Annotated in this window: 16 protein-coding genes and 1 pseudogene; 8 read left to right on the forward strand and 9 right to left on the reverse strand. The window is 73.0% G+C overall.

What is annotated here, in order from left to right; all coding sequences use genetic code 11:
• Positions 1-27 precede the first annotated feature (27 nt).
• Positions 28-1,713 carry a thiamine pyrophosphate-binding protein gene (locus tag OG553_RS21895; RefSeq protein ID WP_405980608.1) on the forward strand — a complete coding sequence of 562 codons (1,686 nt, stop codon included), beginning with the start codon at positions 28-30 and terminating at the stop codon, positions 1,711-1,713.
• A gap of 4 nt (positions 1,714-1,717) precedes the next feature.
• Here OG553_RS21895 and OG553_RS21900 read toward each other — a convergent pair whose 3' ends face one another.
• A complete protein-coding gene (locus OG553_RS21900; protein ID WP_405980609.1) occupies positions 1,718-2,818 on the reverse strand; it encodes an alpha/beta hydrolase in 1,101 nt (366 codons plus the stop codon).
• 250 nt (positions 2,819-3,068) lie between these two features.
• On the opposite strand from OG553_RS21900, the gene OG553_RS21905 reads away from it, so the two are divergent.
• Positions 3,069-6,839: an ABC transporter ATP-binding protein gene (locus tag OG553_RS21905; RefSeq protein ID WP_405980610.1), complete on the forward strand. Its 3,771-nt coding sequence runs from the start codon at positions 3,069-3,071 to the stop codon at positions 6,837-6,839.
• 44 nt (positions 6,840-6,883) lie between these two features.
• Here OG553_RS21905 and OG553_RS21910 read toward each other — a convergent pair whose 3' ends face one another.
• Positions 6,884-7,438, reverse strand: a complete 555-nt coding sequence (locus tag OG553_RS21910) for an EF-hand domain-containing protein (protein WP_405980611.1) — start codon at positions 7,436-7,438, stop codon at positions 6,884-6,886.
• A 121-nt stretch (positions 7,439-7,559) separates the two neighbouring features.
• On the opposite strand from OG553_RS21910, the gene OG553_RS21915 reads away from it, so the two are divergent.
• Together OG553_RS21915 and OG553_RS21920 are read left to right on the forward strand one after the other, a co-directional pair.
• Positions 7,560-7,958: a hypothetical protein gene (locus OG553_RS21915; RefSeq protein ID WP_405980612.1), complete on the forward strand. Its 399-nt coding sequence runs from the start codon at positions 7,560-7,562 to the stop codon at positions 7,956-7,958.
• A gap of 85 nt (positions 7,959-8,043) precedes the next feature.
• Positions 8,044-9,522: an aminopeptidase gene (locus OG553_RS21920; RefSeq protein WP_405980613.1), complete on the forward strand. Its 1,479-nt coding sequence runs from the start codon at positions 8,044-8,046 to the stop codon at positions 9,520-9,522.
• Between the two features lie 36 nt (positions 9,523-9,558).
• Here OG553_RS21920 and OG553_RS21925 read toward each other — a convergent pair whose 3' ends face one another.
• Positions 9,559-11,379: a glycoside hydrolase family 3 protein gene (locus OG553_RS21925; protein WP_405980614.1), complete on the reverse strand. Its 1,821-nt coding sequence runs from the start codon at positions 11,377-11,379 to the stop codon at positions 9,559-9,561.
• A 59-nt stretch (positions 11,380-11,438) separates the two neighbouring features.
• Positions 11,439-12,350, reverse strand: a complete 912-nt coding sequence (locus OG553_RS21930; RefSeq protein WP_405980615.1) for a LysR family transcriptional regulator — start codon at positions 12,348-12,350, stop codon at positions 11,439-11,441.
• Positions 12,351-12,432: 82 nt separating this feature from the next.
• Here OG553_RS21930 and OG553_RS21935 point away from each other — a divergent pair, with 82 nt between their 5' ends.
• A complete protein-coding gene (locus OG553_RS21935; protein WP_405980616.1) occupies positions 12,433-13,407 on the forward strand; it encodes an EamA family transporter in 975 nt (324 codons plus the stop codon).
• On the opposite strand, the pseudogene OG553_RS21940 reads toward OG553_RS21935, so the two are convergent.
• A pseudogene (locus OG553_RS21940) lies at positions 13,358-13,855 on the reverse strand (GNAT family N-acetyltransferase); the annotation flags it as partial. The gene OG553_RS21935 and the pseudogene OG553_RS21940 overlap by 50 nt on opposite strands.
• 61 nt (positions 13,856-13,916) lie before the next feature.
• On the reverse strand, positions 13,917-14,438 hold the full coding sequence (locus tag OG553_RS21945; protein WP_405980617.1) for a DUF937 domain-containing protein: 522 nt from the start codon (positions 14,436-14,438) through the stop codon (positions 13,917-13,919).
• A gap of 308 nt (positions 14,439-14,746) precedes the next feature.
• Here OG553_RS21945 and OG553_RS21950 point away from each other — a divergent pair, with 308 nt between their 5' ends.
• Together OG553_RS21950 and OG553_RS21955 are read left to right on the forward strand one after the other, a co-directional pair.
• Positions 14,747-17,008 carry an ATP-dependent RecD-like DNA helicase gene (locus OG553_RS21950; protein WP_405980618.1) on the forward strand — a complete coding sequence of 754 codons (2,262 nt, stop codon included), beginning with the start codon at positions 14,747-14,749 and terminating at the stop codon, positions 17,006-17,008.
• Positions 17,009-17,191: 183 nt separating this feature from the next.
• Positions 17,192-18,481, forward strand: a complete 1,290-nt coding sequence (locus tag OG553_RS21955; protein ID WP_136216460.1) for a citrate synthase — start codon at positions 17,192-17,194, stop codon at positions 18,479-18,481.
• A gap of 357 nt (positions 18,482-18,838) precedes the next feature.
• Here OG553_RS21955 and OG553_RS21960 read toward each other — a convergent pair whose 3' ends face one another.
• Together OG553_RS21960 and OG553_RS21965 are read right to left on the reverse strand one after the other, a co-directional pair.
• The gene (locus OG553_RS21960; protein WP_405980619.1) at positions 18,839-21,133 is read right to left on the reverse strand and encodes a heavy metal translocating P-type ATPase; all 2,295 of its coding nucleotides are present in this window, start codon (positions 21,131-21,133) and stop codon (positions 18,839-18,841) included.
• 94 nt (positions 21,134-21,227) lie between these two features.
• Positions 21,228-21,452: a heavy-metal-associated domain-containing protein gene (locus OG553_RS21965; RefSeq protein ID WP_405980620.1), complete on the reverse strand. Its 225-nt coding sequence runs from the start codon at positions 21,450-21,452 to the stop codon at positions 21,228-21,230.
• Between the two features lie 131 nt (positions 21,453-21,583).
• Between OG553_RS21965 and OG553_RS21970 the strand changes: the two genes are divergently transcribed.
• Positions 21,584-22,789 (forward strand): cation:proton antiporter, encoded by a 1,206-nt coding sequence (locus OG553_RS21970; protein WP_405980621.1) that lies wholly within the window; start codon positions 21,584-21,586, stop codon positions 22,787-22,789.
• Positions 22,790-22,826: 37 nt separating this feature from the next.
• Here the strand turns inward: OG553_RS21970 and OG553_RS21975 are convergent, their stop codons facing one another.
• Positions 22,827-23,027, reverse strand: a complete 201-nt coding sequence (locus OG553_RS21975; RefSeq protein ID WP_042800909.1) for an AlpA family transcriptional regulator — start codon at positions 23,025-23,027, stop codon at positions 22,827-22,829.
• Positions 23,028-23,174 lie beyond the last annotated feature (147 nt).

Below are 23,174 nucleotides of genomic sequence, written 5' to 3' on the forward strand. Positions count from 1 at the left end.
GCCGAGCACGAAGGGCACCACACACCCGTGACGCACGACCACGACCTGGTACTCCGTCCCACCGAGGCCCAGACGGCGGCCGCCCTGGCGCCGCCGCCGGGCCGCACGGGCGGGGACCTGGTCGTGGAGACGCTGCGCGGGCTCGGCGCCACCACCGTCTTCGGCCTGCCCGGCCAGCACGCGCTGGGCCTCTTCGACGCCGTCGGCCGCTCCGACCTGCGCCTGGTCACCCTGCGCACGGAGAACAACGCGGGCTTCGCCGCCGACGCGTACGGGCGCCTCACCGGCGAGGCCGTGCCGCTGCTGCTCTCCACCGGGCCCGGGGCGCTGATGTCCCTGCCCGCCCTCGCGGAGGCCGCGGCCGCCTCCGCGCCCGTCCTCGCGATCTCCTCCCAGGTCCCCACGGCGGGCCTGGGCGGGGGCCGCCGGGGCCACCTGCACGAGCTGCGGGACCAGTCGGCTTCCTTCCGCGACGTGGTGAAGTCCGTCCACACCGCCCGCACCCCCTCGCAGATCCCCTCCGTGGTCGCCGAGGCCTGGGAGTCGGCGCTGACCGCCCCGCACGGCCCGGTCTGGGTGGAGATCCCCGAGGACGTGCTCCGCGCCGAGACGCTGATCCCTCAGGTCACCGGCATGGACGCGGCCCCGCACGAACTGGCCCCGCGCCCCGAGCTCACCGCGCTGGCCGCGCACTGGCTCTCGAAGGCCGCCCGGCCCGTGATCATCGCGGGCGGCGGGGTGGTCCGCGCCGACGCCGCCGGCAAGCTGCGGCAGCTCGCGGAGCGCCTGAACGCCCCCGTGGTCACCACCTTCGGCGGCAAGGGCGCCTTCCCCTGGAACCACCCGCTCTCGCTGCGCTCCTGGCTGGAGGACCGCCACACGACGGACTTCCTGGAGGACGCGGACGTCCTCCTCGTCGTCGGCTCCGGCCTCGGCGAGCTGTCCTCGAACTACCACACGTTCTTCCCCACGGGCCGGGTCGTCCAGATCGAGGCCGACCTCGGCAAGCTGGAGTCCAACCACCCGGCCCTCGGCATCCACGCCGACGCCCGCCTCGCCCTCCAGGCCCTCCTGGAGACCGTCGAACCCCGCGAGGACGACGGGGCCCCCGAGCGGGTCCGCGCCCTCCTCGCCGCCGTCGAGGACCGCCTCGCCCCGCAGGGCGTCACCCTCGAACGGGAACTCCTGGACTCGATCAGGCAGGCCCTCCCGCCCCGCTCCCCGTCCTTCTGGGACATGACGATCCTGGCCTACTGGGCCTGGTCCGCCTTCGACCCGAAGCACCCGAACACCATGCACTCGGCGCAGGGCGCGGGCGGCCTCGGCTACGCCTTCCCGGCGGCCCTGGGCGCGGCGGTCGCCGATCCCGGCACCCCGGTCCTCGCGGTCTCCGGCGACGGCGGCGCGATGTACTCCCTCCCGGAGCTGGCCACCGCCAGGGAACACGACCTGGACGTCACCTGGCTGATCGTCGACGACGGCGGCTACGGCATCCTCCGCGAGTACATGACGGCCTCCTTCGACGGCCGCACCACGGCCACCGAACTGGCCCGCCCCGACTTCACCGCCCTGGCGGCCTCCTTCGGCGTCCCGGCCTCCACCACCACCCCGGACACCCTCCGCGAGGACCTCGCCCGAGCCCTGAAGACCCCGGGCCCCTCGCTCCTGGTCCTCCCGGCCACCCTCAAGATGTTCGCCCCGACCCACCTCTAGGGATTCACTCGGCCTTCAGGCGGGCGCTGGTCCACTGGAGGGCCGGGGGGATCTCGCGGTTCCAGGTGTTGAAGTTGTGGCCGCCCCGGTCGAGGGTGATCGACGAGACGTGGGCCGGGGCCTTCACGGCCTTGACGAACTGCTGGGTCGCCCTGAGGTTGCTCTCGCCCTGGAGCGAGGTGGTGACCAGGAACGACGTGTTCGGCTGGGGCCGGTTGGCCAGGTGCCACAGCAGGTCGGAGCGCTTCTCCTCGTCCTTGTTCCCGTGGAAGAGGTCGCCGGAGTCCCCGTCGACCTCCGGCTTGTAGTCCGCCGAGAGGCCGACGCCGGCCGCGTACGTCTCCGGGTGCTGGAGCGGCATCTTCAGGGCGCAGTAGCCGCCCGTCGAGTCGCCGATGATCGCCCAGTTCCGGGCCGAGGTGCCCACGCGGTAGTGGCTCGCGACGGTCCGGGGGACGTCCGTGCCGAAGAAGGTCTCGCTCTGCGGGCCGCCGCCGGGGACGTCGACGCACTGGCTGTTGGACGGGCCGACCACGGGCCTCATCATCACCAGGACCATCGGCTGCATCTTCTTCTGCTTGACCTGCGTCCAGGCAGTCTTCGGGTACCGCAGCCCCTTCAGCAGGTTCTCCGCCGTGCCCGGGAAGCCCGTCAGGACCACCGCCGCCGGGAACCTGCGCCGCTCGGCGCCCTTCTGGAAGTACTCCGGCGGCAGGTACACGTACGCCTGGGCCGCCACCCCCGACCGCTCGCCGTGCAGGGTCACCTTCTCGATCACCCCGGCCGTCTGCGGGCTGCGCCCGCCCGGTACGTCCGGCGCCTGGCGCCCCAGCACCTGTACGGCGGCCCCGCCGGGCGCGGCCTCCTGGCGGGGCGGCCCGGCGGTCAGGTCCTCCCACGACCCGTAGATCAGGAAGCTGCGGTTCGCCGCGAGCGCGACCGAGGCGATCAGGAACACCTGGACCAGGAGCAGCAGCCCGGTGCGCCCCAGGAGCGGCCCCCGGCCCCCTCCGGCCAGCCGCGGCCACAGCCGCACCGCCGCCGCGAACGCCAGCGCCGTGCACAGCACGGCGACCGCCAGGAGTGCGCCACTCGTCAGACCCATGAACCCGCGAACCCTTCCAAGACACCCGGAGCACCGCCAACCGGCGCACACCCGGCTAGAGCGCCTCCAGGGCTCGGGGGTTCCCCGGCCCGCGCCCGTTCGAGCGCCGGGCCGGCGGGCGACGGTCCCCTGATCGGGTCAGGCCCCCGGGCGCCCCGCGGACACCGGTGCGATTGTTGCAGCGGGATGAAATCCGCCGGTGGGGGCGTTGGGGGAGGCGGCAGGACAGGACCGACGGGGAGGCAATCACGTGACGGCGGCGCAGGCTGCAGAGAAACAGGGCTGGGGCGGGCGGCTGGCCGCCTACACCTGGCGGTACAAGGCCAACGTGCTCCTCGCGCTCGGGTCCTCGCTGGCGGGCATGGCCGTCATGGCGCTCGTCCCCCTCGTCACCCGGGTCATCATCGACGACGTCATCGGCGACGAGAGCCGGGCCATGGGGCCCTGGGCCGGCCTGCTCATAGGCGCCGCCCTGCTGGTCTACGTACTGACCTACATACGCAGGTACTACGGCGGGCGCCTCGCCCTCGACGTGCAGCACGACCTGCGCACCGACATGTACGACACCATCGCCCGCCTCGACGGGCGCCGGCAGGACGAGCTGTCCACCGGACAGGTCGTCGGCCGGGCCACGAGCGACCTCCAGCTGATCCAGGGGCTGCTCTTCATGCTGCCCATGACCATCGGGAACTTCCTCCTCTTCGGGATATCCCTCGGCGTCATGCTGTGGCTGTCCCCGCTGCTGACCCTCGTCGCCCTGCTGATGGCCCCCGCCCTCTGGTTCATCGCCAAGCGCAGCCGCAAGAAGCTCTTCCCCGCCACCTGGTACGCCCAGCAGCAGGCCGCCGCCGTCGCCTCCGTCGTGGACGGCGCCGTGACCGGCGTACGCGTCGTCAAGGGCTTCGGGCAGGAGGAGCAGGAGACCGGCAAGCTCCGCGAGGCCGGCCGCCGGCTCTTCGGCGGGCGGATGCGCGCCATCCGCCTGAACTCCCGCTACACCCCCGCCCTCCAGGCCGTCCCCGCCCTCGGACAGGTCGCCATGCTGGCCCTCGGCGGCTGGATGGCCACCCGGGGACAGGTCACCCTCGGCACCTTCGTCGCCTTCTCCACCTACCTCGCCCAGCTCGTCGGCCCCGTCCGCATGCTCGCCATGGTCCTCACCGTCGCCCAGCAGGCCCGGGCCGGCGCCGAGCGGGTCTTCGAGCTCATCGACACCGAGCCGGAGATCCGCGAGGGGACGCGGGAGCTCCCCGCCGACGCGCCCGCCACCGTCGACTTCCAGGACGTCGGCTTCGGGTACGAGCCCGGCCGCCCCGTCCTCGACGGCTTCACCCTCACCGTGGCCGAGGGCGAGACCGTCGCCCTCGTCGGTGCCTCCGGCAGCGGCAAGTCCACCGTCTCCCTGCTCCTGCCGCGCTTCTACGACGCCGACCGCGGCACCGTCCGCGTCGGCGGCCACGACGTGCGCGAGCTGACCTACGACTCGCTGCGCGGCGCCATCGGCCTGGTGCCCGAGGACTCCTTCCTCTTCTCCGACACCATCCGCGCCAACATCGCCTACGGACGCCCCGGCGCCTCCGAGGAGGAGATCCGCGCCGCCGCCCGCGCCGCCCAGGCGGAAGGGTTCATCGAGGCCCTCCCCGCCGGCTTCGACACCAAGGTCGGCGAGCAGGGCCTGACCCTCTCCGGCGGCCAGCGCCAGCGCGTCGCGCTCGCCCGCGCCATCCTCACCGACCCCCGCCTGCTGCTCCTGGACGACGCCACCTCGGCCGTCGACGCCCGCGTCGAGCACGAGATCCACGAGGCGCTGCGGGCCGTCATGGCCGGCCGCACCACCCTGCTGATCGCCCACCGCCGCTCCACCCTCGCGCTGGCCGACCGCATCGCCGTACTCGAACACGGGCGGCTCGCCGACATCGGCACGCACGAGGAACTGGAGCTCCGCTCCCCGCTGTACCGCAGGCTCCTCACCGACCCCGACGTCCTCGGCGCGCACTCGCCGCGCACCCCCGACGCGCCGTCCATGGCGGAGTTCGAGCGGGACCTGGAGAAGGACATCGAGCTGGAGGCGGAGATCGACTCCGAGCCGGTGAACGCCAAGCGGCGCGTCGTGGACGGGGTCACCCCCGAGCTGTGGCGCCGCGGGGACCGGTCCGAGGCCGATCCGGCGCCGGGCGCCACGCCCGAGCTGCTGGCGCAGGTCGCAGCGCTGCCGCCCGCCGACGACGAGCCGGGGGTGGACGAGAGCCGGTCCGCGGCCGCCGAGGAGAGCTACGGCCTGCGCAGGCTGCTGGCCGGCTTCTGGGCCCCGCTCGCCGTCAGCCTCGGCCTGGTCGCCCTCGACGCGGGCGCCGGGCTGCTGCTGCCCGTCCTGATCCGGCACGGCATCGACCAGGGCGTGGAGCAGGCCGCCCTGGGCGCGGTGTGGGCGGCGTCCCTGCTCGCCCTCGCGGTGGTCCTCGGCCAGTGGGCCGCGCAGTTCGCGGAGACCCGGATGACCGGGCGCACCGGCGAGCGCGTGCTCTACTCCCTGCGCGTCAAGATCTTCGCCCAGCTCCAGCGCCTCGGCCTGGACTACTACGAGCGCGAGCTCACCGGCAAGATCATGACCCGGATGACCACCGACGTGGACTCCCTGTCGAGCTTCCTGCAGACCGGGCTCGTCACCGCCGTCGTCTCCGTCCTGACCTTCTTCGGCATCCTGGTGGCCCTGCTCGTCCTCGACGCCGAGCTCGCGCTGATCGTCTTCGCCACCCTGCCCGTGCTGGTCGTCGGCACGATCGTGTTCCGCCGCAAGTCGGTCGCCGCGTACGAGCTGGCGCGCGACCGGGTCAGCCTGGTCAACGCCGACCTCCAGGAGTCCGTGGCCGGCATCCGCCTGGTGCAGGCCTTCCGCCGGCAGGAGGCGGGCCGGGCCCGGTTCGCCGAGCGCAGCGACTCGTACCGCGAGGCGCGGGTGCGCGGCCAGTGGCTGATATCGGTCTACTTCCCCTTCGTCCAGCTGCTGTCCTCGGGCGCGGCGGCGGCCGTGCTGATCGTCGGCGCGGGCCGGGTCGAGGCGGCCACCCTCACCACCGGCGCGCTGGTGGCGTACCTGCTGTACATCGACCTGTTCTTCGCCCCGGTCCAGCAGCTGTCCCAGGTCTTCGACGGGTACCAGCAGGCCACCGTCTCCCTCGGCCGGATCCAGGACCTGCTGCGCGAGCCCACCACCACCCCCCGTGCGGCCGACCCCCGCGAGGTCACCGCGCTGCGCGGCGAGATCGCCTTCGAGGGCGTGCGGTTCCGGTACGGGACCGCCGAGGAGCGGGGTGCCGAGGGCGAGGCGCTGGCGGGGATCAGCCTGCGGATCCCCGCCGGGCAGACCGTCGCCTTCGTCGGCGAGACCGGGGCGGGCAAGTCGACGCTGGTCAAGATGGTGGCCCGGTTCTACGACCCGACCTCCGGCCGGGTCACCGCCGACGGCACCGACCTGCGGGAGCTGGACCTGACGGCGTACCGCCACCGGCTGGGGGTCGTCCCCCAGGAGCCGTACCTCTTCCCGGGGACGGTCCGCGACGCCATCGCCTACGGCCGGCCCGGGGCGAGCGACGCCGAGGTGGAGGCGGCCGCCCGCGCGGTCGGCGCCCACGACATGATCGCCACCCTCGACGGCGGCTACCTGCACGCCGTCTCCGAGCGCGGCCGCAACCTCTCGGCCGGCCAGCGCCAGCTGATCGCGCTGGCCCGCGCCGAGCTGGTCGACCCGGACGTGCTGCTGCTCGACGAGGCCACGGCGGCCCTGGACCTGGCCACCGAGGCGCAGGTCAACCAGGCCACCGAGCGCCTCGCGGGCAAGCGCACCACCCTGGTGGTGGCGCACCGGCTGACGACGGCGGCCCGCGCCGACCGGGTGGTGGTCATGGACCGGGGCCGGGTCGTCGAGGACGGCAGCCACGCGGAACTGCTGGCCCGCGGCGGCCGGTACGCGGTGCTGTGGCGGACCTTCGCCGGCGAGGACGAGGCGGCCGCCGCCGCTTAGCCGGCCGCGAGGCCGGTCACGGTCACACGGGGGCGCCCCCGGGATCAGAGCTCGCCGAAGAGCAGGTTCCCGGGGGCGTCCTCGTCGTCACCGGTGTAGTACTCGCGCACGGCGTCGAGGAGTTCGTCCACCGACAGGTAGCCGTCGTGGTTCTTGTCGATCTTCGCGAAGAGGGTGTCCGCGTCGGCGGGCTCCAGGCGGGTGTCGAAGGCCAGCTGCGCCTTGTGGAACTCCTCGGGGCTGATGTGCCCGTCGCCGTTGGTGTCGACGACCGTGAGGATCGCCCTCATCATCGGCCGGAAGGACTTCTCGTAGGCCGGGCCGCCGTCCTTGTAGAGGCGGGTCATGCCGTCCCGGTACTGCACCGGGGTCAGCTTCTGGTCCTGGCCGACGCCGAGCTCGTTGAAGAGGTCCACCCAGAAGTCGGTGAGCCCGCGGAAGACCTCGGTCGCCTTGGGGGAGTCGGCGGGCTCCGACAGCGCCGTCAGCAGCCGCGACCCGAACGCGATCATGTCCTTCTCGTCGATCACGCCGTTGTCGTCGGCGTCCAGGTGGGCGAACGCGCGCTCCAGTTTGCGGTCGAGCAGATCGGTCGTCATGTCGGCTGCCTTTCACGGCTACGGTGTGCATTCGGTCGATCGCCTAGGGTAGTGCAACCTTCCGGGGCGGCTGAGCGTCGTACGTGAGTGCGTGTTACGTACGACCGATCGGGGGGTCAGGATGAGGCAGGGCCGCATGCGGCGGGGGCGGGTCGTGTCCCTGGGGGTGCTCGGGGGTGCGCTGTGGCTCGCCGTCGGGGGCGTCCTCGCGGCGCCGGCCGCGTCGGCGGCGGGCGGGGGCTGCGGGGGCCAGCTGGTCAAGACGATGCCGCTGCCCGGCGCCGAGGTGCGGGTGTTCAAGAGCCGGACCCAGGTCTGTGCGATGACCGTCGCCCTGCGGCCGGGGGAGCGCCGCCACATGGCGGTCAGCGTTCAGCCGCGCGGTGGGGTCCCGGTGGGCGATGCGGGGCAATTCGCCCGGTACGCGGGCCCCGTCACGGTGGGCGCGATCAACCGGTGTGTGTATGTAAGGGGCGAAGCGGCGGCCGGATCCGTCGAATCTGGCTGGATCCTGTGCTGATCCCGCGTCCCAACTGGGGCTTTTCACGGGAGTGTTGACCCCGCTAGGTTCACGGGCGACCACAGTGAACTGAAGGGGAGGGTGAATGCGCAAGACGCTTGGCCGGGTACTGCCCGTCGCGGTGCTGATCGGCACCATGGGCACGGCCGGTTTCACGGCTCAGACGGCCACCGCCGCAGAGCCGGCCGCCGCCGCGCAGGCCACCGCCGGACAGGGTTCCGCAGCGGACGTCAAGGACCAGATCCTCGCGATCCCGGGCATGAGCCTGGTCGAGGAGAAGCCGTACCCCGGCTACAGATTCTTCGTACTGAACTACGAGCAGCCGGTCGACCACCGGCAGCCGTGGAAGGGCACCTTCAAGCAGCGCGTCACCCTGCTGCACAAGGACGTCTCCCGCCCCACGGTGTTCTTCACCTCGGGCTACAACGTCAACACCAACCCGCGCCGCGCGGAGCCGACGACCATAATCGACGGCAACCAGCTGTCGATGGAGTATCGATTCTTCAACCCGTCCCGCCCCGACCCGGCGGACTGGTCGAAGCTCGACATCTGGCAGGCCGCCAGCGACCAGCACCGCCTGTTCACCGCCCTGAAGAAGCTCTACCCCAAGAACTGGCTCTCCACGGGCGCCAGCAAGGGCGGCATGACGGCGACGTACTTCGAGCGCTTCTACCCCCGTGACATGGACGGTGTCGTCGCCTACGTGGCGCCCAACGACGTCGTCAACAAGGAGGACTCGGCCTACGACCGGTTCTTCGGCAAGGTCGGCACCAAGGAGTGCCGCGACAAGCTGAACAACGTCCAGCGCGAGGCACTGATCCGCCGCGAGCCGCTGGAGGCCAAGTACAAGGCCGCCGCCGCCGAGAACGGCTGGACCTTCAACACCGTCGGCAGCCTCGACAAGGCCTTCGAGGCCGTGGTCCTCGACTACACCTGGGCCTTCTGGCAGTACAGCCTGCTCGCCGACTGCGCCGCCATCCCGGACGCCAAGACCGCCACCGACCAGCAGATCTGGGACACGGTCGACACGATCTCCGGCTTCTCGGCCTACGCCGACCAGGGCCTGGAGACGTACACGCCGTACTACTACCAGGCCGGCACCCAGCTCGGCTCGCCCGACATCAAGCAGCCGCACCTCAAGGGCCTGAGCCGCTACGGCTACCAGCCGCCGCGCAACTTCGTGCCGCGCGACATCCCCATGACCTTCCAGCCTGCGGCCATGGCGGACGTGGACACCTGGGTCCGCAACAACGCCAACCAGATGCTGTTCGTGTACGGGCAGAACGACCCGTGGGGCGCCGAGCCCTTCCACCTCGGGTACGGGACGCGCGACAGCTACGTCATGACTGCTCCGGGCGCCAACCACGGGGCCAACGTCGCCAAGCTCCAGGACGGCGAGAAGGCCCTCGCGACCGCGCGGATCCTCCAGTGGGCCGGCGTCGCCCCCGCCGCCGACGTGTTCCGCACCGACGGCGCCGCCGCCCCGCAGACGGTGGCCCCGCTCGCCGCGCCGGACCCGGTGCTCGACCAGACCGACCTGCGCCGCGACTCGCTGCGCCGCTGAGGGCCCGGCGGGCTGTCGTACCCCGGGCCTCCGCCTTCAGTACGACAGCCCGTGGCCCAGCGGGTAGCGGCCCGGGACGGGCACCGGGAGCCGGCCCGACGGCCGGCTCGCGCCCGTCAGCACCCGGGCCGCCGCCCGCATCTCCACGTCCGTCCAGGTGTACGTGGCCACCTCGGCCGCGCACTCGGGCAGCCGCGCCGGGTCGTACGGGTTGCGGACCGCCACCAGCACCACCGGGACGCCCGTCGCGACCAGCCCCGACACCAGCGCGCGCTGCGGGCTCTCCCCCTCCGGGACGTTGTACGTGCACACCAGCACCGCCGCGTGCCCCGGGGCGGCCGCCACCGCCCGCTCCGGCGGGAGCGCCTGCGCCCGGCACCCCAGGGCGGTCAGCTCCCGCGCCAGGACCGTCGTCGGGGGGCCCGTGGTGCCCGTGGGGGAGGACGGGTCGGTCCCGGTGACCAGCAGCCGGGGCCCGGCCGACGGGTCCAGCGGCAGCAGCCCGCGCGGATTGGCCAGCAGGGTCGTCGTACCCGCGGCGACGGCGTCGGCGGCCGCCAGGTGCCCGCCCGTCCCCACCGCCGCGTCCACCGCCGCGTCGGAGGTGTACGGGTCCGCGAACAGGCCCCGGCGGGCCTTCAGCTCCAGGACCCGCAGCACCGACTCCTCGACCCGGCCGCGCGACAGCTCGCCCGACTCCAGCGCCGCCAGCACGGCGCGCTGCGCCAGCCCCAGGTCCGGCGCGTTCAGCAGCAGGTCGCAGCCCGCCTTCAGGGCCAGCACCGGCACCCGGTCGTCCCCGTACTTCTGCCGGACCCCGGCCATGTCGAGGGCGTCGGTGACCACCACCCCTCCGAAGCCCAGGTGTTCGCGGAGCAGGCCCGTCACGATGGGCCGGGAGAGGGTGGCCGGATCCCCCGAGGGATCGAGCGCGGGGAAGACGATGTGCGCCGTCATGACCACGTCCACGCCCGCGCGCACCGCCGCCCGGAACGGCGGCGCGTCCAGCTCCTCCCACTGGGCGCGGGAGTGCCGCATCACCGGCAGCCCGACGTGGCTGTCGGTCTCGGTGTCGCCGTGGCCCGGGAAGTGCTTCGCCGCGGCCGCCACCCCCGCCCCCTGGTAGCCGCGCACCTGGGCCGCGGCGAGGGCCGCGACGGCGGCCGGGTCGGAGCCGAAGGAGCGTACGCCGATCACCGGGTTGGCCGGATTGACGTTCACGTCGGCCACCGGAGCCCAGTCCTGCCGGATGCCCAGGGCGGCCAGCTCCGTCCCCGCGACCCGGGCCGCCCGGCGCGCCCCCTCGGCGGAGCCGGCCGCGCCGAGCGCCATCGCCCCGGGCAGCAGGGTCGCGGGACGGCCGATCCGGGCGACGGCCCCGTGCTCCTGGTCCACCGACAGCAGCAGCGGGATCCCCGCCCCCGAGTCCGCGGCGGCCCGCTGGAGCCCGTTGGACAGGGCCGCGATCTGGTGCGGGTCACGGGTGTTGTGGGCCCACGCGAAGTAGACGACCCCGCCCAGGTGGTAGCGGGCCACCAGCTCGGCGGCGGTGCGCACCCCGAAGTGCTTCAGGTTCAGCTCGGCGTCCGCCGGGTCGGGGTCCGTCGCCGAATGCCCGTAGGCCCGCGACACGAACAGCTGACCCACCAGCTCGGGCAGTCCCAGCCCGGCGACCCGCGCCCGCAGCCGCTCCCGCTCCGGCCCCCGGCCCGGCGGCCCGCCGGGGGCCCGGGAGTCGTCCGGGGTCCCGGAGGCGGCGGGGGAGGGCGTGGAGGCCGTGGAGGCGGCCCCGGCGGCCGTGACGGCGGCCATGGCGGCGGCGGCGAGCAGAGCCCTGCGGGAGGCGTGGTTCGGCACCCGTGGGACCCTACTGCGGTACCCCGCGCCACGCCTGACGGACACTCGGGAATGGCCCGTTAGGGACGCTCCGGTGCCGCCGCCCAGTGGTCCTGGAGGGTGCGTACGGTCTCGGTGATCGCGGGGCGGCGGGACGCTCCCGTCCGCCACAGGGCGTACAGCCTGCGGACCGGGCCCGGCTCCAGCCGGACGGCCACCGCGCCCGGCGGCAGCGCGCCCGTGCCCAGCCGGGGCACGACCGCCACCCCGAGACCGGCCGCGACCAGCGCGACGATCGTGTGGTTCTCCTCGGCGGTGTGCGCGATGTCGGGCTCGAACCCGGCCGTGCGCATGGTCCGCACCAGCCAGTCGTGGCAGACCCGGCCGGGCGGCTGGCACACCCACCGCTGGCCCCCGAGGTCCGCCCGGCGGACCGTCCGCCGGGTGGTGAAGGGGTGCCCGGCCGGGACCACCAGATCGCAGGGGTCGTCCCCGATGACGGCCTGCTCGACGCCCTCGGGGGCGGGCAGCGGGGCGATGTCCCAGTCGTGGGCCACCGCGAGGTCGGTGACGCCCCGGGCGACCAGGTCCACCGACAGGTGGGGGTCGACCTCCGCCAGGCGTACGTCCAGCGCCGGATGCCGGCCCGCCAGCTCGGCCAGCACCCCGGGCAGCAGCCCGCGCGCCGCCGACGCGAAGGCGGCGACCGTCAGCAGCCCGCTCGGCCGGCCGCGCCGCTCCTCCAGGGTGGTCTCGGCACGCTCCACGATCGCCAGCAGCTCGTGGGCGGTGTCGGCCAGGTGCCGGGCCTCCTCGGTGAGCGCGACCCCGCGCCCGCGCCGCTCCAGCAGCGTCGTGCGGGTCTCCCGCTCCAGTTTGGCGATCTGCTGCGAGACCGCGGAGGGGGTGTAGCCGAGTGCGGCCGCCGCGCCCGCGACCGAACCGTGGACGGAGACGGCGTGCAGGGCGCGCAGCCGGGACAGGTCGAGCATCCCCCAATCGTAAGCACTGCTTCATCCATCCCGGTAGGGATCCGCGCTGGTGCTACATGGTCCGGGCGCCGATGCTCGGAGCATGCGTCCCGTACACACCGCACTCGCCGTACTCGTCGCCGCCGTCTGGGGGTTCAACTTCGTCGTCATCGAGATCGGCCTCGGCCACTTCCCGCCGCTGCTGCTGTCCGCGCTGCGCTTCCTCGTGGCCGCGCTGCCCGCCGTGTTCTTCGTGGGGCGCCCCAAGGTCGCCTGGAAGTGGATCCTCGGGGTCGGGGCGGCCCTCGGCATCGCCAAGTTCGGGCTGCTGTTCACGGGGATGGCCGCCGGCATGCCGGCCGGGCTGTCCTCGCTCGTGCTCCAGGTCCAGGCCGTCTTCACCGCCCTCCTGGCCGCCGTCGTGCTGCGCGAACGGCCCGGCCGGGTGCGGCTGCTGGGCATGGCCGTGGCGCTGGCCGGGATCGGGGTGGCCGCCGTCGACCGGGGGCTGTCCGGGCCCGTCACCGGCTTCGTCCTGGTCGTCGCGGCCGCCGCCTGCTGGGGCGTGTCCAACGTGCTCACCCGCAAGGCCGCCCCGTCCGACGCCATGAACTTCCAGGTGTGGGTGTGCGTCGTCCCGGTGGTCCCGCTGTTCGCGCTGTCGCTGCTGCTGGAGGGGCCCGAGCGGGACCTGGCCGCGTTGCGCGCCCTGGACTGGTCCGGGGTGGCCGTCATCGGCTACGTCGCCTGGGTGTCCACGGTGTTCGGCTTCGGCGCCTGGGCCTACCTGCTGCGCCGCTACCCGGCCTCGGCCGTGGCGCCGTTCTCGCTGCTGGTGCCGGTGTTCGGGATGTCCTCGGCCGCCCTGGTGCTCGGCGAGGGGGTCTCCGGGCCGGGCTGGGTGGCGGCCGTGCTGCTGGTCGGCGGGGTGGGCCTGACCTCGCTGGCCCCCGCGCGGGCGAAGCCCCGTACGGTCCCGGTCCCGGCTCCGGACGCGGCTCCGGACGCGGCTCCGGCCCCGGGCGCGGTCAGCGCGGCGGGTCCTCGCGCAGCGGCAGCCGCCAGTCCTGCCCCGTGAGGGAGGCCCCGTACGAGCGGTGCGGGCGCTCGGCGACCAGGGTGAAGCCGGCCCGCTCGTAGAGCGAACGGGCCGCGGTCAGCACGTCGTTGGTCCACAGCACCAGCTCGCGGTAGCCCGCCGCGCGGGCGAAGGCGACGACGGCGTCCACCAGCAGGGTGCCCACCCCGAGGCCGCGCCCGGCGGGCTCCACGAGCAGCAGCCGCAGCCGGGCCGTGCCGGGCGAGCCGTCCTCGCGCACGCACATCACCGAGCCGACCGGCTCGCCCTGGTGCTCCGCGATCCAGACCCGCTCCCGGTGGGGGTCGTGGTCCTCGGCGAAGTCCGCGACGATCCGGGCCACCAGGCCCTCGAACTCCTGGTTCCAGCCGTATTCGGCGGCGTAGAGCGCGCCGTGGCGCTGCACGATCCAGCCCAGCTCGCCGGGCCCGGGATCCCGCAGCCGCACCGCCGCGCCGGAAGTCTCCATGGCTGCCGAGGATAGCGCGGGGCGCCCCGCCCGGGCCGGGCTACTTCTTCCCGCCGCCCAGGATCTGGCCCAGCAGGTCGCCGAGGCCGCCCGCGCCGGCGGGGGCGGAGCCGGGGGCCGGGGCGCCGGCGGCGGGGGCGCCCGCACCCTTGCCGGCGGCGCGCTTGGCGAAGACGGCCATCAGCACCGGGATCAGGAGCTCGATGACGCGCATGACGGTCGCGGCGGGGATGCCGGTCTTCTTCGAGACGGCCTCGGCCACGGGCTTGCTCACCTTGGACAGCACCCCGGCCATCATCCCGCCGCCGAGCAGGCCGCCGAGGCCGCCGCCGAGGGTGGCCACGCCCTGGAGGGGGGCCTCGGACACCTCCGCGAAGGCCTGGCGGACCTCGTCGTCATCGGCGTCGGCCTTCTCCTGGAGGCCGCCGGTCATCGCCCCGACGGTCTGGGAGACGGTGTCGCGGGCGCCGGCGGCATCGGTGCCGAGCAGGGAGGCGATCTCGTTCAGCTTGTCGTCGCCGAGCTCGCCCAGTACGTCGTCCTCGAAGGAAGAGTCGCTCATGCCGGAAACGCTACTTGTGCACCGTTTTCACGGCACCTCGGAGTACTCCCGGGGTGGCTGAATGTAACGGAAAGGTAAAGCTGTGATTCCGCATGCAACCCTCCGGGCGGCACGCGGGTCGTATGTTGCGTCAGGACTTCCGGGTGGGGATCCGGGGGGATCGGGAAGTCCGACGAGGGAGGGGTAACCGTGAGGGGGTCCGGCCGCGAGGCCGGACCCCCTTTCGTTTCCCCCGGAGGCCCGCCGGTCCCGCGGCCGTCGTCCACAGGCCCCGGCGCCCTGTCGGCGGCGGACTGTAGCTTCGTGCCATGGCGAACAACGGGGCGGTGAACGGCGGGGCGGTGCAACTGGCGGTGGTCGAGGGGGTGCTGGAGCGCATCACCTACGCCAACGAGGAGAGCGGCTACACGGTCGCCCGGGTCGACACCGGCCGCGGCGCCGGGGACCTGCTGACCGTCGTCGGCTCGCTGCTCGGCGCGCAGCCCGGCGAATCCCTGCGCATGGAGGGCCGCTGGGGCTCGCACCCCCAGTACGGCAGGCAGTTCAGCGTCGAGAACTACTCGACGGTCCTGCCCGCCACCATCCAGGGCATCCGCCGCTACCTCGGCTCCGGACTCATCAAGGGCATCGGCCCGAGGATCGCCGACCGCATCGTCGAGCACTTCGGCCTCGACACCCTCGACGTCATCGAGGGCGAGCCGAAACGGCTGATCGAGGTCCCCGGCCTCGGCCCCAAGCGCACGAAGCTGATCGGCGCCGCCTGGGAGGAGCAGAAGGCCATCAAGGAGGTCATGGTCTTCCTCCAGGGCGTCGGCGTCTCCACCTCCATCGCCGTCCGCATCTACAAGAAGTACGGGGACGCCTCCATCTCGGTGGTGAAGAACCAGCCGTACCGGCTCGCCGCCGACGTCTGGGGCATCGGCTTCCTCACCGCCGACCGGATCGCCCAGGCCGTCGGCATCCCGCACGACAGCCCGGAGCGGGTCAAGGCCGGCCTCCAGTACGCCCTCTCCCAGTCCACCGACCAGGGCCACTGCTTCCTCCCCGAGGAGCGCCTCATCGCCGACGGGGTGAAGCTGCTCCAGGTGGACACCGGGCTGGTCATCGAGTGCCTGGCCGAGCTCGCCGCCGATCCGGAGGGGGTCGTACGCGAACCCGTGCCCGACCCCCAGGGCGGCCCGGACCCCCTCACCGCCGTCTACCTGGTCCCCTTCCACCGGGCGGAGCTGTCGCTGGTCGGCCAGGTCCGGCGGCTGCTGAACGCCGAGGAGGACCGGATGCCCGGCTTCGGGGACGTGGACTGGGACAAGGCCCTCGGCTGGCTGGCCGGCCGCACCGGGGCCAGCCTCGCCCCCGAGCAGCGGGACGCGGTCAGGCTCGCCCTCACCCGCCGGGTGGCGGTCCTCACCGGCGGGCCCGGCTGCGGCAAGTCCTTCACCGTGCGCTCCATCGTGGAGCTGGCCCGGGCCAAGAAGGCCAAGGTGGTGCTCGCCGCCCCCACCGGCCGCGCGGCGAAGCGGCTGTCCGAGCTGACCGGGGCCGAGGCCTCCACCGTGCACCGGCTGCTGGAGCTCAAGCCCGGCGGGGACGCGGCGTACGACCGGGACCGGCCGCTGGACGCCGACCTGGTCGTGGTCGACGAGGCCTCGATGCTGGACCTGCTGCTCGCCAACAAGCTGGTCAAGGCGGTGGCGCCGGGAGCGCACCTGCTGCTGGTCGGCGATGTGGACCAGCTCCCCTCGGTCGGCGCCGGCGAGGTGCTGCGGGACCTGCTCGCCGAGGGCGGGCCGGTGCCCGCCGTCCGGCTGACCCGGATCTTCCGCCAGGCCCAGCAGTCGGGCGTGGTCACCAACGCGCACCGCATCAACACCGGGGTCCCGCCCATCACGGACGGCCTGCCGGACTTCTTCCTCTTCCCGGAGGAGGACACGGAGGCGGCCGGAGCCCTCGCAGTGGACGTGGCCGCCCGCCGGATCCCGGCCAGGTTCGGGCTCGACCCGCGCCGGGACGTCCAGGTCCTGGCCCCCATGCACCGGGGCCCGGCCGGCGCCGGCAACCTCAACGGCCTGCTCCAGCAGGCGATCACCCCGGCCCGGCCGAACCTGCCCGAGAAGCGGTTCGGCGGCCGGGTCTTCCGGGTGGGCGACAAGGTCACCCAGATCCGCAACAACTACGAGAAGGGCGCCAACGGCGTCTTCAACGGCACCGTCGGGGTGGTCACCGCTCTCGACGTGGACGAGCAACGCTTGACGGTCCGTACGGAGGAGGACGAGGAGGTGGAGTACGAGTTCGCGGAGCTGGACGAGCTGGCGCACGCGTACGCCGTCACCATCCACCGTTCCCAGGGGAGTGAATATCCGGCGGTCGTGATCCCCGTCACCACCGGGGCCTGGATGATGCTCCAACGGAATCTGCTCTACACGGCCGTGACCAGGGCGAAGAAACTGGTCGTCCTGGTCGGGTCCCGCAAGGCGCTCGGACAGGCGGTGCGTACCGTTTCCGCAGGCAGGAGGTACACGGCGGTCGCCGCACGACTCGCCGGCCGGGTCTCGGTGGGAAACATCACCTAGATGATCGATCATTTGGGGTTCCGACAACCGGCGCGGAGGGGGCAGGATGAGCAGGTTGACGGCACTCAGTGCCGTCAAAAAGACCAAAGGCCGACCCCGAGTGCACTCTCCTGCGCCAAATGGGGGAAGGTAGAGGCAGTCAGGGCACCTCGAAGAAGAGGCACTACGTCGGTGAGGGATGACGTGAGCGACAACTCTGTAGTACTCCGGTACGCGGACGGTGAATACACCTACCCGGTGGTCGAAAGCACCGTCGGTGACCAGGGCTTCGACATCTCGAAGCTCCGGGCCCAGACCGGGCTCGTCACGCTGGACAGTGGCTACGGCAACACCGCCGCCTACAAGTCGGCGATCACCTACCTCGACGGTGAGCAGGGCATCCTGCGCTACCGCGGCTACCCGATCGAGCAGCTGGCGGAGCGCTCGACCTTCATCGAGGTCGCCTACCTGCTGATCAACGGTGAGCTGCCGACCGTCGACCAACTCGCGTCGTTCCGCAACGAGATCACCCAGCACACGCTGCTGCACGAGGACGTGAAGCGGTTCTACGACGGCTTCCCGCGCGACGCCCACCCGATGGCCATGCTGTCGTCCGTGGTCAGCGCGCTGTCGACGTTCTACCAGGACAGCCACAACCCGTTCGACGAGAAGCAGCGCCACCTCTCGACGATCCGTCTGCTGGCCAAGCTCCCGACGATCGCCGCGTACGCGTACAAGAAGTCGGTCGGCCACCCGGTGGTCTACCCGCGCAACGACCTCGGCTACGTCGAGAACTTCCTGCGCATGACCTTCTCCGTGCCGGCCCAGGAGTACGACCTGGACCCGGTCGTGGTCTCCGCGCTCGACAAGCTGCTGATCCTGCACGCGGACCACGAGCAGAACTGCTCGACGTCCACCGTGCGCCTGGTCGGCTCCTCGCAGGCGAACATGTTCGCCTCGATCTCCGCCGGCATCTCGGCCCTGTGGGGCCCGCTGCACGGTGGCGCCAACCAGTCCGTCCTCGAGATGCTGGAAGGCATCAAGAACGACGGCGGCGACGTCGACGCCTTCATCCGCAAGGTGAAGAACAAGGAGGACGGCGTCCGCCTGATGGGCTTCGGGCACCGCGTCTACAAGAGCTTCGACCCCCGGGCGAAGATCATCAAGGCGGCGGCGCACGACGTCCTCTCGGCGCTCGGCAAGAGCGACGAGCTGCTGGACATCGCGCTCAAGCTGGAGGAGCATGCGCTGGCCGACGAGTACTTCGTCGCCCGCAACCTCTACCCGAACGTGGACTTCTACACCGGTCTGATCTACCGGGCCATGGGCTTCCCGACCGAGATGTTCACCGTGCTCTTCGCGCTCGGCCGCCTTCCCGGCTGGATCGCCCAGTGGCACGAGATGATCAAGGAGCCCGGCTCCCGCATCGGCCGCCCGCGCCAGATCTACACCGGCGAGGTCCTGCGCGACTTCGTCCCGGTCGAGGCCCGCTAGGTCCTCCCGGCCGCTCCGGTCAAACGGAAAGCGCCCCGCCGTCGATCCCCCCACGGGTCGACGGTCGGGGCGCTTCCCTTTTCCCCGGGCAGCGGATTCCCCCCACGGGACCCGCGCCGGGGCGTCGGTGTGTGCCGGGACCCGTTCGGGTCGGGAGGGCCGCTCAAAGCTTCCCGAGGGCACGCGTCCCGGCCGGCGGATGCCCGGAAGCCCCCCAAGGACTTCCGCGAAACGTCCCCCAAGACGTTTTCCGGCATCGCCCCATTAGACCTGTGCCGACCCCGGATGGTTACGTTGTCATCACTGTGATCTGCGTCTCCAGTGAAGGATCTGTGGAGGGAACGAGGAGGAGATCCTCTAGCGGAACGAGCGCAGCCGCAGGCTGTTGGTCACCACGAAGACCGACGAGAAGGCCATCGCGGCCCCCGCGATCATCGGGTTGAGCAGCCCCGCGGCGGCCAGCGGGAGCGCCGCCACGTTGTAGCCGAAGGCCCAGAACAGGTTGCCCTTGATGGTGGCGAGGGTCCGCCGGGCGAGCCGGATCGCGTCCGCCGCCACCCGCAGGTCGCCGCGTACGAGGGTCAGGTCGCCGGCCTCGATGGCCGCGTCGGTGCCGGTGCCCATGGCGAGGCCGAGGTCGGCCTGGGCGAGGGCGGCCGCGTCGTTGACCCCGTCGCCGACCATGGCGACCGTACGGCCCTCGGCCTGGAGCCGCTTGACGACGTCGACCTTGTCCTGCGGGAGCACTTCGGCGATCACCTCGTCGATGCCCACCTCGTGGGCGACGGTCTCGGCGACGGCCTTGTTGTCACCGGTCAGCAGCACCGGCGTGAGGCCGAGCGCCCGCAGCCGGGCCACGGCCTCGGCGCTGGTCTCCTTGACGGCGTCGGCCACGGTCAGGACCCCGCGGGCCGCGCCGTCCCAGGCGACCAGCACCGCGGTGGCGCCGGCCGCCTCGGCGGCGTCCCTGGCCGCGGCGAGCGGGGCGGGCAGGGCGATCCCCCGGTCCGCGAGCAGCCGCTCGCGCCCCACCAGGACCTCCCGGCCCCCGACGGTGCCGCGTACGCCCAGCCCGGCGAGGTTTTCGAAAGCGGAGGGGACCTCGAAAGCGGAGGGGGCCGACGGCTCCCCGGCCGCCGCGGCCGAGGCCCCGGCGGCGATCGCCCGCGCGACCGGGTGCTCGGAGGCGTGCTCCAGCGAGCCCGCGAGCCGCAGCAGTTCCGCCCCGTCCACGCCCTCGGCCGGGTGCACCCCGGTCAGGGCCATCCGGCCGGTGGTGACCGTCCCGGTCTTGTCGAGCACGACGGTGTCCACGCGCCGGGTGGACTCCAGCACCTCGGGCCCCTTGATCAGGATGCCCAGCTGCGCGCCCCGGCCGGTGCCGACCATCAGGGCGGTCGGCGTGGCCAGGCCCAGGGCGCAGGGGCAGGCGATGATCAGGACGGCGACGGCGGCGGTGAACGCGGCGGTTGGGTCGTCGGTGATCAGCAGCCAGGTGACCCAGGTGCCGAGCGCGAGGAGCAGGACCACGGGCACGAACACGGCCGAGATCCGGTCGGCGAGCCGCTGCACCTCGGCCTTGCCGCTCTGGGCCTCCTCGACCATCCGGGCCATCCGGGCGAGCTGGGTGTCGGCCCCGATCCGGGTGGCCTCCACGACGAGCCGGCCGGAGGTGTTCACGGTGGCGCCGGTGACGGCGTCCCCGGCGGTGACGTCGACCGGGACGGACTCGCCGGTCAGCATGGCGGCGTCCACGGCGGAGGAGCCCTCGACGACCGTTCCGTCGGTGGCGATCTTCTCCCCGGGCCGCACCACGAAGCGGTCGCCGACGGCGAGGGCGCCGACCGGGATCCGCACCTCGCGGCCGTCGCGCAGCACGGCCACGTCCTTGGCGCCCAGCTCCATCAGCGCCCGCAGGGCCGCGCCCGCCTTCCGCTTGGAGCGGGCCTCCAGGTAGCGGCCGAGCAGGATGAAGGTCACGACGCCCGCCGCGACCTCCAGGTAGAGGGCGGAGGAGCCGTCGGTCCGCCCGGCGGTGAGGTCGAAGCCGTGCCGCATGCCGGTCGTCCCGGCGTGGCCGAAGAAGAGCGCCCACACGGACCAGGCGTAGGCGGCCAGCGTGCCGACCGAGACCAGGGTGTCCATGGTCGCGGCGCCGTGCCGCAGGTTGGTCCAGGCGGCCCGGTGGAAGGGCAGGGCGCCCCACACCACCACGGGCGAGGCGAGGGTGAGGCAGAGCCACTGCCAGTTGTCGAACTGGAGGGCGGGGACCATCGAGAGCAGGACCACCGGCAGGGCCAGGGCGGCGGACACCAGCAGCCGCTGCCGCAGCGCCGCGAGCTCGGGGTCGCGTACGGCCGGGGCCTCCTCGGCCTCCGCTTCCGGTTCGGGGCGCGGCGGCGGGGGTTCCTCGGCGGTGTAGCCCGTCTTCACCACGGTGGCGATCAGGTCGGCCACCTCGACGCCGCCGCCGTAGGAGACGCGGGCCTTCTCGGTGGCGTAGTTGACCGTGGCGCTGACGCCGTCCATCCGGTTGAGCTTCTTCTCGATGCGGGCCGCGCAGGAGGCGCAGGTCATCCCGCCGATCGTCAGCTCGACCTCGGAGGTGGCGGTGTCCGTTATGGGCCCGTCGTGCACTGTGCTGCTGCTCATGTTCCCGCTCCAGGGGGAGGGCCGGGCCGTACGGTCCAGTATGAGCTGGCGGGTGCGGCCCGGCGGGTACTGCGGTGCGAGGGGTGCGGGGGCCTCAGGCCGCCACGCCGGCGAGCTCGTAGCCGGCCTCGTCCACGGCGGCGCGCACGTCGTCCTCGGAGAGCGGGGCCTGGGACTCGACGGTGACCTCGCCGGTGGCGGCGACGGCCTTGACCGAGGTCACGCCGGGGAGGGCGGTGAGCTCGGCGGTCACGGCGCCCTCGCAGTGCCCGCAGGTCATCCCGGTGACCTTGTACACGGTTACCGTCACGGCGGTCATGTCGTTCTCCTCTGTCGGGGAATGGCTCTCGTCACCACTCTATACCCCTAGGGGGTATTGAGCGTTCATTGAGTCCGGTTCGAGCGGAGCTCCGGTGGACGGGACCATCGAACCGTATGCAAATGGCGCACATGGCCCATTCTGTGACGCTCGTCCTCATCATGGCCGTCGCGGTGCTCGCGCCCCTGCTCGCCCACGGAGTGGCGCGCTGGCTGCCCGTCCCCCTGGTGATCTTCGAGATCCTGCTGGGCGTCCTCATCGGGCCCGACGTCCTCGGCTGGGCGCACACCGGCGAGGTGATCGACGTACTGGGCCAGCTGGGCCTGGCCATGCTGATCTTCCTGGCCGGCTACGAGATCCGGTTCGACGAGGTGCGCGGCGACACCCTGCGCCGGTCGGTCCGGGCCTGGCTGGCCGCCCTCGTCCTCGGCCTCGCCGCAGGCATCCTCCTCGCCCACGGCGGCGGCTTCGACAAGGGCGTCTACATCGGCACCGCGCTCACCAGCACCGCCCTCGGCACGGTCCTGCCCATGCTGCGGGACTCCGGGGGCCTGGACGGCCGGTTCGGGACGGTGACCATGGCCGTCGGCTCCGTCGGCGAGTTCGGGCCGATCATCGCGATGGCCCTGCTGCTCAGCGGGCGGGCGCCGGCCCGCTCGGCGGTGCTGCTGGCCGCCTTCGCCGTCCTGACGGCCGCGGCGGTCCTCTGGGCCATGCGGCCCAAGCCGCCCTGGTTCGCGGCCGTCATCGCCAAGACCCTGCAGAGCAGTGCCCAGTTCGCGGTACGGCTGGTCGCGCTGGTGCTCGTCGCGATGCTCGGGCTCGCCCAGGCGATGGGCCTCGACGTCCTGCTCGGCGCCTTCGCCGCCGGGCTGATCACCCGGCTGGTGCTGACCGGGGCGGCGCCCGAGAGCAGCGGGGCCGTGCTGTCGAAGGTGGAGGCCATGGGCTTCGGCTTCCTGGTGCCGCTGTTCTACGTGGTCACCGGGATCCAGTTCGACCTGAAGGCCCTCCTCGCGGGCGGCCGCGAGCTGCTCCTGCTGCCCGTGTTCCTGCTGCTGTTCCTGCTGGTCCGGGGGCTGCCGATCTGGCTGCTGGCCCCGCGCGACCTGGAACGGCGCGACCGCGCGGCGCTGGTGCTGTTCGGGTCGACCGCGCTGCCGCTGGTGGTGGCGATCACCACCCTCGGGGTGGAGGACGGCGAGCTGGATGCCGGGGAGGCGGCAGCCCTGGTCGGGGCCGGCATGGTCTCGGTACTGGTCTTCCCGCTGCTCGCGCTGAGGCTGCGTGGCCACGCCGCGGGCGGCGGCCGGCGGCCCGGGGAGGAGTCCTGGTGACGGGGGCGGGGCCCGGCCCCGCCCCCGTGCCGGCGGGTCACTCCTCGCGGCGGCCGCGGTTGCCGGGGCGGCGCGAGACCCAGGTCCGGATGGTGTCGGCGTACCAGTAGGGCTTGCCGCCCTCCACGTGGTCGGGGGCGGGCAGCAGCCCGTGCTTGCGGTAGGAGCGCACGGTGTCCGGCTGGACCCTGATGTGGGCGGCGATCTCCTTGTAGGACCACAGCTGTCGGTCGCTCATGTACGCCACCTCCTGGTCCACGGCGCGGGGCCGGCCGGGAGGCCGTCGGGGGAGCCGGCGCGTGGACACTGACGATCACTCGGGTTGTGCCCGGAGAACGACGCTCGGTGAGCGCGGGGGAGCGTCTGTGGACTCCCTGTGACGGAA

Source organism: Streptomyces sp. NBC_00158 (assembly GCF_045160885.1).
Classification (GTDB): Bacteria; Actinomycetota; Actinomycetes; order Streptomycetales; family Streptomycetaceae; genus Streptomyces.

What these genes read in the sequence shown, in the direction of transcription:
- OG553_RS21900 (WP_405980609.1), bottom strand. Translation starts at nt 2,818, where the DNA reads ATGGGTCTGACGAGTGGCGCACTCCTGGCGGTCGCCGTGCTGTGCACG.
- OG553_RS21910 (WP_405980611.1), bottom strand. Translation starts at nt 7,438, where the DNA reads ATGACGACCGATCTGCTCGACCGCAAACTGGAGCGCGCGTTCGCCCAC.
- OG553_RS21915 (WP_405980612.1), top strand. Translation starts at nt 7,560, where the DNA reads ATGAGGCAGGGCCGCATGCGGCGGGGGCGGGTCGTGTCCCTGGGGGTG.
- OG553_RS21920 (WP_405980613.1), top strand. Translation starts at nt 8,044, where the DNA reads ATGCGCAAGACGCTTGGCCGGGTACTGCCCGTCGCGGTGCTGATCGGC.
- OG553_RS21930 (WP_405980615.1), bottom strand. Translation starts at nt 12,350, where the DNA reads ATGCTCGACCTGTCCCGGCTGCGCGCCCTGCACGCCGTCTCCGTCCAC.
- OG553_RS21935 (WP_405980616.1), top strand. Translation starts at nt 12,433, where the DNA reads ATGCGTCCCGTACACACCGCACTCGCCGTACTCGTCGCCGCCGTCTGG.
- OG553_RS21945 (WP_405980617.1), bottom strand. Translation starts at nt 14,438, where the DNA reads ATGAGCGACTCTTCCTTCGAGGACGACGTACTGGGCGAGCTCGGCGAC.
- OG553_RS21950 (WP_405980618.1), top strand. Translation starts at nt 14,747, where the DNA reads ATGGCGAACAACGGGGCGGTGAACGGCGGGGCGGTGCAACTGGCGGTG.
- OG553_RS21960 (WP_405980619.1), bottom strand. Translation starts at nt 21,133, where the DNA reads ATGAGCAGCAGCACAGTGCACGACGGGCCCATAACGGACACCGCCACC.
- OG553_RS21965 (WP_405980620.1), bottom strand. Translation starts at nt 21,452, where the DNA reads ATGACCGCCGTGACGGTAACCGTGTACAAGGTCACCGGGATGACCTGC.
- OG553_RS21970 (WP_405980621.1), top strand. Translation starts at nt 21,584, where the DNA reads ATGGCCCATTCTGTGACGCTCGTCCTCATCATGGCCGTCGCGGTGCTC.
- OG553_RS21975 (WP_042800909.1), bottom strand. Translation starts at nt 23,027, where the DNA reads ATGAGCGACCGACAGCTGTGGTCCTACAAGGAGATCGCCGCCCACATC.